The organism is Pedobacter sp. Bi27, assembly GCF_918698255.1.
In the GTDB taxonomy this organism is placed as follows: Bacteria; Bacteroidota; Bacteroidia; order Sphingobacteriales; family Sphingobacteriaceae; genus Pedobacter.
Genome location: NZ_CAKKMW010000001.1, coordinates 205,296 through 221,682 on the forward strand (window position 1 = coordinate 205,296; position 16,387 = coordinate 221,682).

At 43.0% G+C, this 16,387-nt stretch carries 13 protein-coding genes; 3 read left to right on the forward strand and 10 right to left on the reverse strand.

Features of this window, described 5'->3' with window-relative positions; all coding sequences use genetic code 11:
* Nucleotides 1–21: 21 nt before the first annotated feature.
* From LQ227_RS00665 to LQ227_RS00675, 3 genes are read right to left on the reverse strand one after another with little or no spacing between them, the layout of a single operon-like run.
* Nucleotides 22–3,243 carry a SusC/RagA family TonB-linked outer membrane protein gene (locus LQ227_RS00665; protein ID WP_230147786.1) on the reverse strand — a complete coding sequence of 1,074 codons (3,222 nt, stop codon included), beginning with the start codon at nt 3,241–3,243 and terminating at the stop codon, nt 22–24.
* A 15-nt stretch (nt 3,244–3,258) separates the two neighbouring features.
* Entirely contained in the window at nt 3,259–4,590 is a 1,332-nt protein-coding gene (locus LQ227_RS00670) for a TlpA disulfide reductase family protein (protein ID WP_230147788.1), read from the reverse strand.
* A 52-nt stretch (nt 4,591–4,642) separates the two neighbouring features.
* Nucleotides 4,643–4,912 (reverse strand): hypothetical protein, encoded by a 270-nt coding sequence (locus tag LQ227_RS00675; protein WP_230147789.1) that lies wholly within the window; start codon nt 4,910–4,912, stop codon nt 4,643–4,645.
* Nucleotides 4,913–6,167: 1,255 nt separating this feature from the next.
* On the opposite strand from LQ227_RS00675, the gene LQ227_RS00680 reads away from it, so the two are divergent.
* Entirely contained in the window at nt 6,168–6,401 is a 234-nt protein-coding gene (locus LQ227_RS00680; RefSeq protein WP_230144157.1) for a helix-turn-helix domain-containing protein, read from the forward strand.
* A 496-nt stretch (nt 6,402–6,897) separates the two neighbouring features.
* A complete protein-coding gene (locus tag LQ227_RS25605) occupies nt 6,898–7,002 on the forward strand; it encodes an AraC family transcriptional regulator (protein ID WP_371823033.1) in 105 nt (34 codons plus the stop codon).
* Between the two features lie 225 nt (nt 7,003–7,227).
* Here the strand turns inward: LQ227_RS25605 and LQ227_RS00685 are convergent, their stop codons facing one another.
* Entirely contained in the window at nt 7,228–8,013 is a 786-nt protein-coding gene (locus LQ227_RS00685; protein WP_230147791.1) for a glucosamine-6-phosphate deaminase, read from the reverse strand.
* Nucleotides 8,014–8,146: 133 nt separating this feature from the next.
* On the opposite strand from LQ227_RS00685, the gene LQ227_RS00690 reads away from it, so the two are divergent.
* Entirely contained in the window at nt 8,147–9,265 is a 1,119-nt protein-coding gene (locus tag LQ227_RS00690) for an acyltransferase family protein (RefSeq protein ID WP_230144155.1), read from the forward strand.
* Nucleotides 9,266–9,432: 167 nt separating this feature from the next.
* Here the strand turns inward: LQ227_RS00690 and LQ227_RS00695 are convergent, their stop codons facing one another.
* The 6 genes from LQ227_RS00695 to LQ227_RS00720 are packed head-to-tail and all read right to left on the reverse strand — an operon-like array spanning nt 9,433 to nt 16,320.
* Nucleotides 9,433–10,083, reverse strand: a complete 651-nt coding sequence (locus tag LQ227_RS00695; RefSeq protein ID WP_230144154.1) for a carbohydrate-binding family 9-like protein — start codon at nt 10,081–10,083, stop codon at nt 9,433–9,435.
* A gap of 27 nt (nt 10,084–10,110) precedes the next feature.
* Entirely contained in the window at nt 10,111–11,325 is a 1,215-nt protein-coding gene (gene nagA / locus LQ227_RS00700; RefSeq protein WP_230144153.1) for an N-acetylglucosamine-6-phosphate deacetylase, read from the reverse strand.
* 3 nt (nt 11,326–11,328) lie between these two features.
* Nucleotides 11,329–12,663 carry a sugar MFS transporter gene (locus LQ227_RS00705; protein ID WP_230144152.1) on the reverse strand — a complete coding sequence of 445 codons (1,335 nt, stop codon included), beginning with the start codon at nt 12,661–12,663 and terminating at the stop codon, nt 11,329–11,331.
* Between the two features lie 9 nt (nt 12,664–12,672).
* Nucleotides 12,673–14,235 carry a beta-N-acetylhexosaminidase gene (locus tag LQ227_RS00710; protein WP_230147793.1) on the reverse strand — a complete coding sequence of 521 codons (1,563 nt, stop codon included), beginning with the start codon at nt 14,233–14,235 and terminating at the stop codon, nt 12,673–12,675.
* Between the two features lie 46 nt (nt 14,236–14,281).
* Nucleotides 14,282–15,325, reverse strand: a complete 1,044-nt coding sequence (locus tag LQ227_RS00715; RefSeq protein ID WP_230144150.1) for a glycoside hydrolase family 5 protein — start codon at nt 15,323–15,325, stop codon at nt 14,282–14,284.
* Nucleotides 15,326–15,336: 11 nt separating this feature from the next.
* Nucleotides 15,337–16,320: a glycosyl hydrolase family 18 protein gene (locus LQ227_RS00720; RefSeq protein WP_230147795.1), complete on the reverse strand. Its 984-nt coding sequence runs from the start codon at nt 16,318–16,320 to the stop codon at nt 15,337–15,339.
* Between the last annotated feature and the right edge of the window lie 67 nt (nt 16,321–16,387).

The window sequence follows — 16,387 nt, forward strand, 5'->3', positions numbered from 1 at the left end:
ATTCAGTTTCGTGATTAACATTTAAAAATCAGCTTTAATGCCAAGTGCGACCGTGCGGGCCGGCGGATAGTCAAAGACGGGATAATCCGGGTCAAAACCGGTTTTGGTCGACTTCCAGATGATCCCGATGTTATTGGCATAGAGATAGACCTGCAGTTTACTAAGTGCAAGATGCTGCAGTACGTTTTTACCAAATTCGTAAGAAAGGCTGATATCCTGCAAGCGGATATTATCAGCCTTTTGGACAGTTGCAGTTGACAAATTATAAAAACTGTCCCTTGCGGCGTTGATGCCGGCAGGCATTGATGGGACGGTCGTGATCAGTTCATCCCCAGGCTTCTGCCATCGCTCACTGTACCTCCCCTGGAAGTAACCCTGTCCGGAAAGGATGCTGGAGTACAAAATGCCCGGTTGCCTAAAATAGTAACCCAGGCGATAGCTGATGTTTGCAGAAAGGGAAAACTGCCTATAAGTGAATGTATTACGCAGGGCGCCATAGTTAACCGGACGGGCAGGGCCACTGTAAATCAGGTTATCCGCAGTCGCCGAAGACAATAGCTGCCCATAATCTTTGCTTATTTTGCCACCGATGTAACCCTGAGGGTCGCCGTTCTGGGCGTCCAGACCTGCAAAGGCATAACTGTATACCGCGTAAAAGGGTTTTCCCTGTAAAGGATAAACCTCGCTGTCGGAAAACTGTGCATATCTACTTGCCGGTTGCCGCAGGGCGTAATCTATAACCTGATCCTTGACATGGCTAAAAAAGAAACTGGTCTGCCAACCCAATTCACCGACCAAATTCCGGCTGTTTACACTAAGGTCGATTCCTGTTCCACGGGTATTTGCCGTATTGCCCCGGAAGGTGGTGATGCCCGATGAGGGTGCAAAGGCGATATCCCCGATCAGATCCATGCCCCGTTTTAAGTAAGGCTCTACCGTGCCGCTGATCCGGTTATTCTTAGTTGCAAAATCAATCCCCATATTGATCAGGCGTATACGCTCCCACCTCAGCTCGGGGTTCGGCGGGTTGATGACCTGCGCGTAGGTGGTATTGATAACATTGCCTGTCAGGTACAGCGCAGTTGTAAAGGCAGAAAGGCTTTTATTCACGTTTCCATTGTAGCCGTAGGTCAGCCTCATTTTTAAATAGGGAAGCCAATCCAGGTTATAAAAAGGCTCTTTATCAATATTCCAGGCGAGGCCCGCCGAATAAAGGGGCACCCCCTGTTGATTGGTTTTCACCCCGAACAGGTTACTCCGGTCGAGCCTCGCACTGGCAGACAGGGTATAGCGGTCAAGGTAAGTATATGCCGCATTCGAATAATAAGAAATATTCCGGTCGGTCAGGTCGGTCATGCTGTTATAAAAAGGAATGGCTGTCGAAGAACCAGCGATGGCAAACTGTGGAAACAGTGTAACGTAATCTACCCCTAGAGCGATCGCATGGCTGTCATCATAACCATATGATCGGTTGCTGTTGCCCACCGTGTGGAAATCACGGAGTTCATACCCGGCAAATGCCGTGAGGTTATGTTTATCATTCCATTGACGGTTAAAATTCAACTGCCCTCTAATGCTCTGACTGGTAGCAGTGAGCTCGTCCATATCTAGAATCGCGCCACGCGGAATAGCGTAAGAGAGTCTCCCATTAGCATCAACTGCCGAAAAATTATTGATCAGGTTCCGGGTAAAATAGGTTTTTTCGCTCCGAAGGTTCCGGCCGTTAGCGATGCTCTGGCCATACTGATACAATAGTGACAGTGAAAGATAAGGCTTGATTTTATAACTGGCGCCAAAATTCAGCCGGTAATCTATCAGTTTTCGGGTTTTATCCGCCAAAAAGATTTCTTCCAAGGGTTTATAGCTCCAGTCGAGCAGTCCGCGCTGCTGCGCAGCCTGAATAAATCCCTGACGGTAGTCGTGGGTTATGGCGATGGGATTTCCCACAGCATCGGCAAGCCTGGCATAGGGATATAGCGAAGGGCCGTTACCTGTGTTGAGTCCAATCAGGCTTGTCCCGGGATTGTTGGCTGTGGTATTGCTCTGGGTATAATAAAATCCAGTCGTTATCTCCAGTTTTTTATTCAGTAAGTTGATGGACTGTCCGCCATTGAAAGTATAGCGATCAAAACTGTTTCCCACCAGGTTATCATGGTTATGGTCATACCCTCCCGACAGGTTAAAGCGCTGGATTTCGCTGCCACCGCTGAAGTTCAGGGCATATTGCTGGTTAACACTTTTACGGTAAAAATAGTGCTCAAAATCACTCCGCACATCGTTTGAAGCCAAAGCACTAATCTGTGCATCAGCCTGACCGGCAGTGATTTTACCGTCCCTGCGGGCAATCAGCAGTTCCACTACCGGCGTAATCGCCGGATTATTGAAACCCGTTTCGGCATTTTGGTAAAAGCCCTTATCAAAAAGCGCTTTTTCGATGCCAATAAAATCCGCAGCAGACATCCTGGGCTGATAAAAAACATCCGGTTTATCACCGATCGTGGCGTTGGCATTGAAACCTATTTTCAGGGGTTGGCTATAACGTCCTTTTTTAGTTGTGATGACAATCACGCCGTTTCCGGCACGGGAACCCCAGATGGAAGCCGCCGCAGCATCCTTGAGCACCGAGATGCTCTCTACGTCATTGGGGTTGATGTTATTGATATCACCATCATATGGAAAGTTATCCAGTACGATCAATGGACTGGAATTCCCATATATGGTATTCTGCCCGCGAACACTGATCAGGCCTGCCCCTGCCGACCTGCCTTTGTTGAAAAGCAGGCCCGGAGTAACATCTTCCAACCGGTCTAGCACGCCTGTACTCACCCTCCGGCTGAGCAGTTTATTATCGACCTGAACAAAAGAACCAGTAGCCCTTTCGGCCGGAAGGGTCTGATAACCTGTGGAAACGACAACCTCCTTTAACTGTGCTTCTATGGCAGTCAGTATAATGACGAGCGGTTGATCACCAGCCGATACACTAAGGCTGGCTTGCTCGTAGCCAAGGTAGGACACTTGCAGGGTCACTTTCGAAAGGCCCGTTTTTAAAGTAAAATCGCCCCCCTCATCAGTCAGCACCATGACCCCTGACTCTTTAAGTTTAACAGTGGCCCCAAACAAGGGAATGCGTCCGCCCGCCGCCACAACCTTACCCTTTATTTCGTTTGTTGGCTGCTGGGCATTGAGCGGTAGACTGTAAAGCAGAAACAGCATGGCGAGGTATAGTATAATAATTTTCTTCATAACTAAAATTTGTGTTTAGCGTTTACGGATAATGAGCATTTCGATCTCTGCAGGTTTTTCGACAAAGCGCAGATCATAGCGGGCGAGGGCTTTATTGACCTGCTCGATACTGCTCATATTTGCAGTGAGCTCAAGGTCCACCATTCCTGTATATCCGGTCTGGTCAATCACCGGAAGTGGGCTCGCCTGAAAAGGAATCTTCAACCGGTCTATGAAAACAGCGAGAAAGCAACTGGTCATTTTGCACCCAAAGCCATCAAGGTTAACCGTGGGCTGCCCGCCAGAGGTGCGGAGTTTATCTTTCGAAGAGGTACGCACCAGAGCCAGTACCTTTACTTTCCGTTTCTCCAGCCCCACCAGGTAATCGGGGAAAAATCCCTTTAACTGATCCTGCATCAGTGCATATGTCCGATCACTGGATTGTTGATTGACCATAAGCTCATAACAATATGCCCTGCCCTGCTTCAGCCAGTCCATAAAATTTGCGCCGGTTAATTTTCCAGGCTCAAATGCTTTCGAAAGTCCATCTTCCAGCACCGTTTCTTTTTTCCCTTTTTTATAGGCTATTCGGAACAATTCAGGAATGGTCAGGTTACGTCCGGTAATGCGTCTCACTGGTCCGCCTGCCTCTACCTCTACGTCTTTATAGATCCCACGGCCGATATTGGTGATATAACCTGAAAGCTGAGATCGAAAAATACCGTTATCGAAATCCGCTCCCTCGAAAAATAAAGACTTACTGGTATCATATAGCATTTTCTCGTCCTTTTTGACCTTCAGCTCCAGCGACCCTACTGCTAATAAGGAATTGATATTTTCAGCAGACACAGCCTCACGGTCGGTAATGGCCTTTACTACACCATCACCACCTATCCATACATAATGTGGGAGCGTTTGATGGGGAAAAAGCCGGACCAGTGTCGTATCTGCTGTAACCATCGGCAGCGAGAAAGCGTTACCAGTTTGCTGCTGCAGCTTTTTATAAAAGGCATCTACCTCTTTAAAGGACTGATAAGCTACCGGGAGGAACTGGACACGCCCTTTAAACTCTTCTTGCAAAGCCTCCATTTTAGGGATCATGGCGATACAGGGCGAGCACCAGGTTGCCCAGAAATCCAGGATCACCAGTTTGCCTTTAAAAGCAGAAAGCGGCAAGACTGCCAAATTCTGACCCGCCCCATTAAGACCGGAAACATTCCTTATCAGTACATCCGGCACCTGCTGACCGATAGAAATCCCCCGATGATCCGCAGACGCAGCCACACTGGTAACAGATGTATTTTTATCCTGGGCATGCACCCAAAAAACTGGGCATAGCAGTAGCAGGAAGCATAATTTAAGCTTCATTTTGATTGATTTAAAACGTAAAAAAATTAGAAATTGAACCGTAAAGTAGCTCCTATGCCCTTACTCCTTCAATCTTCCCCTGCTCCATCAGCGTCCGCACAGCCGTGACCAAATCGATCAGGCTATCGAAAACATCACTAACTTCCTGCTCACTGATTTTAAGCTCCAGGAAACCCTTCTTCTCATTCAAGGCATAACCCTGAAACGACTCCAACAACGTCAGCTTTATTTTATCAACATTATAGTGTTCATAAAATGATTCCAGCACCTGTTGAGCTGTTTTCAAAGAAAGGTTTCTAGAATTATAATCAGACAAGGTCATGAATTGATGGTTAGGAGAAATTGTTAGTTGATTAAAGCAAGCGCAAAGTTTGACTACTTTACAGTAATATGGCAACCTGATTTTTGCAAGAATTGAAAAACCTCGGCTGCTAAGACAGATCTATTCCGGACCTTTAATAATATTTTTGATAGGATTTTGGAGCGAAGGTGAAATAAAATCAATGTAAGAATATATAACCAAGCTCACATTGCCATAAATACAACAGAAACATGTCAAATCATCCGGCCCCGACTTCACTCCGCCTATATTCCGCGGTACCTGCCCGGACTCATACTTATTTTTATTAATCAGTCCCTGCCTGCTACGACCTATAGGCCAAAAGCTCCATACCGCCAATGAGCTATATAAAAAAGCCCAACAGAGAAAAAAAAACGGCAAATAACTACTATTGGTCTTCATATAACAGGATTAAAAATGCTAAACTAAAAATTGATCAAAGGCAGTCGCCCAAAGTACCCAATTGTGGAAGAGGCTAAGTGGCAGAAAAACTCCCACCCTGGCTCAAAAATCCAGATATTCCAATCCCACTACGGCAAATCCGTTTATTCTTTAAAACACAAAAAATAGAGGAAAGATGGGCAAAAAACATCCCAATAAACCAGGCCTAAGCTCCAAGCAACAAAAAATGAGGCAGGTCATCATTATTAAGAACCTATTTTATCTTGAACCATAAAGGTCAACCTGCCCCATCCAAAAAACTATTCAGGGTTCTTGGGCTTCAAGGCATAAAGCCGATCAAACGGACAAGTTAATAGAGATTGGTATAAAAATGCTTGGAAATGATGAACAATTAAAACAACATATTGGAGCATACTCACCTCAGTAAGTACCAACCAGTTAATCCAACTTATTTTTTGTCTGCTCATAATCGTATGTTATGAGTCTTGGCGGAGAGAGGAAAAAGTGGGCTTCCCAAACCATAACCTCATAATGTTTCTCACGCCTTACGTTGAAATGGAATTACAGCAGAAGCCCACTCTTATTTTGGAAAGCTAAAGATAGCAATTCCGCTATAAGAAATGGGATAAAATCTGCTGTCCTGCTCCAACGGCGTGAGATTTGAGGTTGCAAGACTCTTAATTTTACCTTACTGGTTTTATTTTTTTATTACGTAAATGTAAATAAAAAAAAGCTTAATGTCAAGTAATTACATGACGATTTTAAATAAAATATAAAAGACATTGCCAATTATATTTTTATTAGCAATAAAATGATTAGTGAGAAAGAAAAAATAATGCTGAAAAGATTCGGTCAGCACTTAAAATCTTTAAAAGAGAAACAGGAACTTTCTTATCGCGAATTTTACAAGAGAAGCGGGGTTAATACCGGAGATATTATTAAATATGAAAATGGAGAAACCAGTCCAAGTTTTATTACATTATTGAGATTGGCAATAGGTTTAAAAATCCATCCAACAGAACTTCTGGATTTTAATTTTGGAATCGACTTTAGCGCCGGGCTGGAATAACATAAGCTGTTATGATTAAGTGGCAAATCTGAAGATCATAAGTAACTAAAAAAAGAAGCAGCAAATAATGAAATGCTGATCATTATATCACCTAAAGCACATTTTAAAAATCTTTACCACAAAATAGGATAGTTTGTGGCCCCATTCCCATTCTTTTTTCATCACTATCCATCATTTAGACCAAAAATTTTTTGTGGTTAATTATGTATTTCAGTTTATACCGGACACTAGTGATTTTGTTTTGCGAAAAGAACGAGAAAAGATAATTCCAACAGTCGTAGACAAAAAGAAAAAAATCAGAACCAAAAGAAAATCAAGAAAGGCACAGATACCTTGATTGGTATGATGGCCAGATGAAACGGTGAAAAGCTTTGGACCCGTAGTGAGTTAACACACCAGCATGTCACCATTAGATTATTTTATCCATTTAAAATTACAAGAAGCTTGCTTGCTATTGCTTACTACAGAAATTAAGGTGAAAGATATTGCTACTTAACTGGGCTATGATGATCAATATTATTTCTCACGTCTTTTTACTAGATATATGAAAGTATCACCATTGAAATATAGGCTTTCCAGACAAACCTCTAGTGCGAAGTAAAAAACGATAAGCAGTGATATCCTTCCTGGATAAAATCTCATATCAATTTCCCAGTTGACGCTTTTACCTGTGCATCTACAAAAAAACACTCAACAGTAATAGAATTACATTGGTAGGCGACCACTATCCTGAATTTTTAGAAAAACAAATTGGACAAATAAATACTAACAGCAATGCAAAATATCAAAGGAAAAGTGAAGGCGATCTCCAGAAAGTATCACCCCTTCACTTTCTATTGGTAATCTTCCAAGCTTTTGCCAATAAACTACTACTTTCGTAATCCAAAAACAAAACCACATTTGGGTGCCGCTGCATGACGGTAGCCGGATATTTCGTATCTACCTGTTCTTCGAGGGTATTTTTAACTGCCATCGCCTTTGCACTTCCTGGAACGACGCAATTTATGAAATCTGCTTTCATTAAGCTGGGGATAGTCAAAGTTAAGGCGTGTGTAGGAACCTGACCGATATGCTCGAAACAGCCATCATTTACCTGCTGCGTCCTGCAGTCCTGATCAAGTTCTACAACTTTAACGGCATGGATATCATTAAAATCTGCTACAGGCGGATCGTTAAAGGCTAAATGTCCATTCTCGCCTATCCCCATACAAACAATATCTACAGGATATTGCGCCAGAAGCTCGGTGTACCTCATGCATTCTACCTGAAGGTTTTGGGCATTACTGTTTAAATAGTTAACAGATTTAAACTTAAACTTTCCGAACAAACGTTCCCTTAAAAAGTTACCAAAGCCTTGTGAAGCATCTGATGGCAGGCCAATGTATTCATCCATATGAAAGGCATTTATTTTACTCCAATTCAAATTACAATCATACAGGCAATTTAAAAATTCATTTTGCGATGGTGCGGCCGCAAAAATCACATTAATTTCTTTTTTTGACGACAGCAGGTGGTCTACCTCCCTGGCAAACCGTTCGGCAGCAGCCGCCCCCATTGTTTTACGTGATTCGTAAACCCTCACATCAATGGTATTTTCTATAGATAATGACATAGTAAACAAATTAGATTAACATCTTTTTTGCTAATGTAGCAAATATTTTCGTGTACGTACACGAAAATATTTATATTTACCTAACTTACACCTGAAAGAACAGTAAACCAAAAAGAGAATTATGACAAACGTTATGAGTAATAAGCAACGTAACCTGCCCTTAGATGTACTCAGGGGAATGACCGTTGCATTGATGATCACTGTAAACAATCCAGGGAGCTGGAACGATATATACGCACCTTTCAGGCATGCAGAATGGCACGGCTTTACGCTAACCGACCTGGTCTTTCCCACATTTTTATTTGCTGTAGGTAATTCCATGAGTTTTACCAAGAAAGCAATCGGGGCAGTAAGCACTGCGGAGTTCTATAAAAAAGTACTGAAAAGAAGCGCCATTATCTTCCTGATCGGCTTCTTGCTGTTATACTTTCCTTCCTTTAAAATCGAAGAAGGCAAACTCATTTTCATCAGCCCTCTTGATGTAAGGCTCTGGGGCGTGCTGCAAAGAATAGCGGTTTGTTACTTATTAGCGAGCATTGTGATCCACTATCTCCATAAAAAAGGGATTATCATTTTAAGTATATGTACCCTGCTCGGCTATTGGGCGGTGCTTTATCTAGGTAATCCAAACGATCCATATAGCCTGCAGGGCAATTTAGTGAGAACGGTAGACCTATTGCTGTTTAACGCCAAGAATCTTTATCAAGGTTTTGGCATCCCCTTTGAACCCGAAGGCTTGTTGAGCACTTTACCTGCTACAGTAAACGTGTTGGCCGGCTATCTGATCGGGCTTTTTGTGCAAAGCCCAGGAACAACAAAAAGCAAGGTCATCAAAACAACTATTATCGGCGCAGTCTTAGTCGCAGTTTCGATGGTCTGGAACGCCTCCTTCCCAATCAATAAAGCAATCTGGACCAGTTCTTACGTTCTTTTAACGGTCGGCTTAGACCTCTTAATCCTTGCTGTGCTTATTGTGTTCATTGAACTGGCCAACCTGCGCAAGTGGACATACTTCTTTGCCGTATTTGGTAAAAATCCGCTTTTCATTTACATCATCTCCTGGATGGTGTTAAAAGTACTGTACATGATACAGCTCGGTCGGTTATCGATAGCATCATCAGCCTACCGCAACCTATTTCTGTCAGCAATGGAGCCTAAAAATGCATCACTGGCATTTGCCCTTGCCTATATGTTGTTAATGTGGTTAGTGTGTTGGGTTTTGGATAAACGGAAAATCTATGTCAAAGTATAAATTTACGGAGTATATCTATAGTTCTCCATACACTAACAACTTGCGATAAAAGCTTTTAACAAGCTTGGGCGGAACGGCTGTAAAAGCATATAAGTAAGATTACCAAAAAAAGCCGCCTTTAATAGCTAAAGAGGGCTTTTTACTACCAGGCATGCGTGTGGGATTATTTAGCCCCCCTGCGCAAATTCCAACGCTCCAAAGCAATCTGTTTTATGAAAGTTCGGCTTAGTGCCTGTAACCATATTCCATGTTAAAAAATGAGGCTCTGGTAGTCCATCGCCACATTTATAAAAGTTTCCCTTTGCTTTTAACAGGTTAAATGAGCTGATGGTGTGATGAACAAATATTTCTTTGGGGATAATGAGAACAATTTCCCAGTCGAACCCTTCCTGCTTCTTACCCAGTTTTGAATTGATCCTGGAGGAGAAGCTTATTTTACCGATTACTTCTGCAGGAAGCAGTTCACGACCGCTCCGCCTGTTACCATAACCGATCTTGGTAGCGCCCAAACAATTAAACTCAAGGTTATAGTACGCCTTGTCGTTATCAAAAGCAATAAAAAACTCTACACAACTGTCGTTATGGATATTTCCATTGTTCAGTTCGTCGGCGATAAGATAACGTTCTTCAATTTGGTACCATAGAATTATCGCATCGGTATTATGGGCAATGACAAAATTGGCCTTGGTGTCGCTTTTAAATTCTGGCCATGGACTGTATGATATCGGCATGCGCTGCAGTTGCTGTACGGCCAACACCAGCTCATCTGCCGTAGTGAAGTCTGAGGTTTTAATATAGGGGATTTCTAGCTTGTTCACGGGGTATTTCGATATAAATAGTTTGTTTTATGGTAGATGAAGAACTGTGGCTGGCGGTTGTGATGCACTATAAACTATTTTACCGTTTACAATAGTGGTGTCTATGTTAATATCCTGATCAAATATCACAATATCAGCATCCTTCCCCTTGGTAAGTGAACCTTTAAAGTCATCGATACCTAAAATTCTGGCGGGAGTTTCAGCGCTCATCTTAACCGCATCGAACAATGGAATATCTGCCAGATTGATCATGTTTCTAACCAACTGATCAGCTGTTGCCACACTACCGGCAAAAGCGCTACGATCAACCAGTTTGGCCACCCCATCTTCTATAATCACTTCCATCCCACTTTTGAGGCTACCCAGAATACTTTTGTCTGCGCCTGTACCTGCTGCACGCATCGCATCGGTGATCAATGCAGTATTTTCGGCTCCTTTGATTTTGTACACCAGTTTTAATAAAGGTATGGGCAGATGTCTGCCGTCAACAATAATCTCCACCGTCATATTATCGATGAGATAGGCACTTTCTATCACTCCGGCATAGCGGTAGGCATTTCTACGGGATACACCAGACATGCACGAATAAAAGTGGGTTGCATGGGTAAATCCAACTTCATATGCTTTTATTACATCTTCGTAAATAGCATCGGTATGGGCAATTGCAGCAAGAATGTTTTTTGCTTTTAGTGCTTCGGCGAACTGTAGCGCTCCAGGCAATTCAGGCGCGGCACTCCACCTTTTGATCACCCCGGTGGAAGATAGTATTTCGAGATATTCGACAGGATCGGGATTTCTGATGTATTTCGGATCCTGGGCGCCTTTTTGGCTCATCGCAAAATAAGGGCCTTCTATATGCAAGCCCACAAACTGGGCTCCATCAGTATTTAATGGATGTGCTTTTTCGTAAGCAGCAATGGTCGCCAATAAATCTTGTTTTTCGCAGCTCAATGTCGTCGGCATCATCGAGGTGGTTCCGAACCTGGCATGGGTGCGTGCAATTTCAAGGAATGCTTCCAGTGTATTGTCCATAAAATCGTGCCCACCACCACCATGCACATGCATATCAATAAAGCCTGGAGCAACATATTTCCCTTTGGCGTCAATTTCCAGGGCATTGGGAACGGAAACGTTATCGGTTGTTACTTCCTCAATTTTATTTCCGGCAATTACTACCGTCCCGTCCTTAATTAAGCCAGATGGGGTAATGATATTGCCATTGTATATTTTAGTATAGTTCATAAATTAGTTCGTTGTAAATTTCCAGTCTTTAAGCCGGTACGCATAAAAAGCGTAGAAAATGAGGTAAGTGTAACAAGGCAGCAATACCCAATAGGCTTCGCGTAAACTATGCTGATCTGCCCAATAGCCATATAGCAATGGCATGATGGCATTGCCGCATAACCCCATAATGAGGAGGGAAGCACCTGTTTTAATGAAACGCCCCAGGTTGTTGAGCGCAAGTGGCCAAACGCCGGCCCAGATCATAGAGTTTGCAAAACCTAGCGACACAATAAACCAAACCGAGATGTCGGTATGATGACCAAAAAAGGCTACTCTTCTTTCGAAAGCTAGAATGCACAGGCTGAGTATCAATCCGAGCACCGTACACACTTTTAGGGCGGTAAGCTGCGAAACAAGCTTCGGAATAAAGGAGATACCCAACAAGTAACCTATAATAGTTGCCGTAAGCGTGTAAGAAGGGAATGTTTTGGCCTCCATAAAAGCCATCCCCTGATGTGAGGCATAGTTCACAATACTATCAACAGCGATCACCTGAGAACCAACGTGGAAAAATATGGCAACCGCACCGAACACTAAGTGTGGAAAGTCAAAAATGCTTTTCTTATCGGCATTATCAACGGCAATGTGCGAGTCTTCGTGTTCGGTATCTATTTCGGGCAAGGGAGAATAGCGCACCAAAAATCCGAGCAATAACAATACCAGGGAAACTACGGCATAGGGTATCACCACACGTCCAATAATTTCGTTGAGCATAACTTCTTTTTCAGTACCGACCATCAATGCTACCTTTCTAAACAGTTCGTTATCTGTTTCTGGCCGCAGAATTACCGCTGCAAAGAGTAAAGGCGCTAATATTCCAGCCATTTTATTGCATATACCCATTATACTGAAGCGCTGTGCGGCGCTATCCTGCGGACCGAGGATAGTGATATAGGGGTTTGCGGCAGTTTGTAAGATGGCAAGGCCAATGCCAAGGGTAAAAAGTCCACTCAAAAATAGCGGGTATGTTCTGGTTAGCCCGGCGGGTATAAACAACATAGCGCCTAAGGCCATCACCCAAAAACCACACATCATGCCTTTCTTGAACCCGATTTTTTTAAGCAGATAGCCTGCAGGTAGCGACATAACCAGATAGGCAATATAAAAGGCAAATGCAACAAGGTAAGATTCAAAGTTGTTCAGCTCACAAGCAATCTTGAAAAATGGAATAAGGATGGCGTTGATCCAGGTTACAAAGCCAAAAATGAAGAATAGCAGGCCAATGATCGAAATTGAAACCAACATATCCTTCCTGGTAAGCGAAGACACCTGAATTGGGCTGTTTTGTAATGACATATAAAGATATTAAGGTGTGTTGTTAATTTTCTGTAACCGGGCAAGCAGGTCTAAATACCTGAAATTCCGCAATCGACCTTCTTCTGCAATTTCCATATCATACAAAAAATGGCTGTTTAACCTGGCAAATTCCGCATTGACTTCTGATACGTTTAGTTCGAGCAATTGCTTTAATAGCGTTCCCGCCTGCTTTTTATCAAAACCTTGCCTGTTTAGTTCGCTTTCAACCTCCATACAAACCAGGTAATTGTACCGGATATTGGCCATGAGCACATAATGTGCATATTCCTTTTGGCCTTTATTAACTTTAAAAGATCTGAACGCATTTAATACATACCTAGCACTATCCCTGAGTTGCTTAACCGTAAAACCTTGCTTACTTACTTTTCCTTGATTTACCTCGTAGGGGGCTAGTTTTAATGCATTCCAGAACTGTTTCGCCTCTGATGCTGACAGGCCGTATTTATCGGCGGCATAGTTGGCTACAAAATCAGCAGGTGCAATTGCTTGCTTACTTGAAAGGGCCTTAAAAAATGCATCAACCAAAAGGTTAAAACCCGAAAGTGGATACACCCGTCTGATCGCATGGAGATCCATAATATCACTATGCGACTCGGCAATTGGCGAATAGATGCCGGAAGTAGACCACGATGTCATGATCATTCCTTTGTAGCCGAGCGCTCTGCCTTGAGGGATAAAAACTTTCATGTTATTGAAATGCTTTTCCCAATCGGTTAAAAAATAGTTATCCGGGCTACTTCTCAATGCCGGAGATCCCCAAATTTCGAAGCCGCTCTTCATCAGCTTCTCATGGTCGCCAAATCGGTCTAACTCCCAACCATAATTCCAGTCGATAAAGATGGTTTCCTTTGGCAATGATTTTAAGGCATCAGGATATTTAAGGGCGATGTCTGCCCATACTACTGGTTTTTTCCCCAGACTCACCACAAGCTCACACAGCATTTTGATATAGTCGCCATATAACCTGCCCATACCAAGTGAATCTGCTTTGCGCTTAGATTCTGGTGATTTGCCTAACAGATAAGTTTCATCTCCACCAATGTGAAAATATTTAGATTTATGGGTACTGATGAGGTCTGTATATAAATCAGTGAACAAGGCTTTACAAAGCGCTTCCTTCATCGGGTTTACCTGTGAGTAATCTTTCTGATCTTCCCTCAACGCCTTGTACCTGTAATTTTTAAGGATGTATTCGACGTGGCCAAAACTTTGTTGCAGTGGTATCACATCAATTTTTAATGAATCACAATAGGTAATAAACGATTTCACTTCAGCTCTGCTATAGGCGTACTTGTTGGCAATAACCGCATGTTTTTCGAATGGGTAGGTTCCCTCCCATTCCATCACCAGGGTATTGATACCGTTTTTGCTGAGCCGAAGCGCAAATTCCTTTAAGGCGGGCATCTTCATCACCTGGATCCTTAAATCAAGATGAAAACCCTTAATGGCAAAGTCATTCCTCTGCTCAGATGTTTGGGCATAGGCATAACTGGTAGCAATGAGCCAAACCAATGCAAAAACCCACTTTGTTTTATTTATCCTCTTGTTCACTTTCAATATTTTATTACTCAAGATATCATTTTCTCTCCATTATCTTTTACTTCCAGCTATCTGGCGGACTGCTCAACTGTGTTCTGATCCACTTGCCAGCCTCTTTGAGGTTCTCATCGGTCCATGGGCCATCCGGGCAGGTGCCTGTTTTCCAGGCTGCGCCACTGCGCGGACTATCAGAAAAGTTCCAGTTCACCCATGATATTTTTCGATCTGCAAGAAATCTGAGCCATTGCTGCGACTTTATGAAATCATTTTCTCCATCACCCCATCCATCCTGGGTGCCAAATTCGGTTACAAAAACCGGAATTCCCCCATCAAGTGCAGCCTGTACAAAGCCCATGCGGGCATCCTGACTGGGTTTGTTTTGGTCAGCGGCATAAAAATGCATGGTGTACATGATATTGTTAAAGTTTAATGTCTTGCCAATTACATGGTCGGGCCTTGAGGCAAATTCCGGAGTGCCTACAATCACGATAGATCCGGGATCGTTATTGCGAATAATCGGAATAATCTGTTCCGCATAATTTCTAATCAGTTGCCAGGTAACCGGATACTTATCGCTATTGGGTTCATTGCAGATTTCGTAAAGCACATTCCCTTTGGCTGCATGTTTTTTGGATACGTGTTCGAAAAATGTTTTGGCCATTGCCGTGTTGGCATTTGGATCGCCCGGATGCAACATATGCCAATCAATAAGTGCATAAACTCCCCTTTGATAACATTTTTCAACCAGGTCATCTACAAACTGTGTAAAATGTTCTGGTTTGGTTTCATAGCCTCCCTCCTGAATATACATGGAAATACGCAAAATGTCGGCACCCCAATTGTTGGTCAACAGATCGAGCGACTGGTCATTATAGCAATTACCCCTATATTGCAGGCCGTGGGTACTCATGCCCCTCAATTGGATGGCTTTCCCCTGCTGGTTCATGAGCGTGGTTCCCACTACCTTTAACCTTCCGTTAATAACAAACGGATTGTCTTTATTTACAGGTAGCTGCCCTTCTTGCGGCGCTGCCGTTTGCTTGCCCTTGCATGATACCAACACAAAAAGGAGCATGCAGAGCAAATTCAATATTTTCTTCATATGGATATTTTTTACTTCAGGGCTTCTCTATGGGTTTTATCAATGAGGCTCAGTAGCGAGTTTTCATTTTGGCTATCGTATAAGAGTTGCCAGATCATTACTCCACCACCGTCTTTTGTAGCCAATATAGTTTTGTCTTTAATGGTGTTTTTTCCGTTGTAATAAATTGTGCCACCATTTTCTGGTAAGACAATTTCGTCGTAATCCATCCGTTCAGTATATTTCGCCTGCACATCTTGCCAGGACATTTGCCTAAAGGTCCTGTCTTTACCTGGTAACTCACCAAAACCATAACCGTAAAATGGAAGTCCGAGGTTAAGACTCGTCTTTTTCATACCCCGCTCCTTATGCCAATAATCCAGATGATCCATCGCGTAAGATATTGGTGCGTGTTGCCCGGGCACTTCAGGTTTCCAGGGACCGGTTTTGTCATAGGCCATAATATTGATAAAATCAAACTGCGCTAAAGCTAAATTAGTTATCCGGTCTCTGGTCCACCAGGCCACAGCAGCTGATAAGAGCTTCTTTCTTTTGTTCAGTTGTTTTTTTAACCCAACAACAAAAGCCTCGTAGTTGGCATCAATGTCGTCCCCCTCCAAATCAACATCAATGCCATCGAGGTTATATTTATCCAGCACAGCAATAAAGTTGGTAACCAAAGCTTTCCTATGCTCATCTCCCAATAATTTGGCGTAATAAGCATGGCTGCTTCCCCCACCACAAGATAACAGCACTTTGATATTCCGCTGATGTGCCATTTGTACTACCGTATCTAAGCCAGGTACATCTTTAAAAACTCCGTCTGGACCGGGGTTGATGAAAGCAATATTGAGATGTGTTATTTTCCCCAGATCAACTTTCTTCAGGTCTTTCACCATATTTGCCCGCGACCAGATGTAACCGATTACTTTAAACTGGGCATGCAAGGGGTTAACGGTGGCCAGGACCAAAAGCATTAAGCCACAGATCCATTTTTTGTTATTGCTGTAAATCATTTGTATAGCTTTTGCAAAAGTTATTATGTGCTTTTTTCTGGAACCAGCGCCAATCATTTACCAGCGC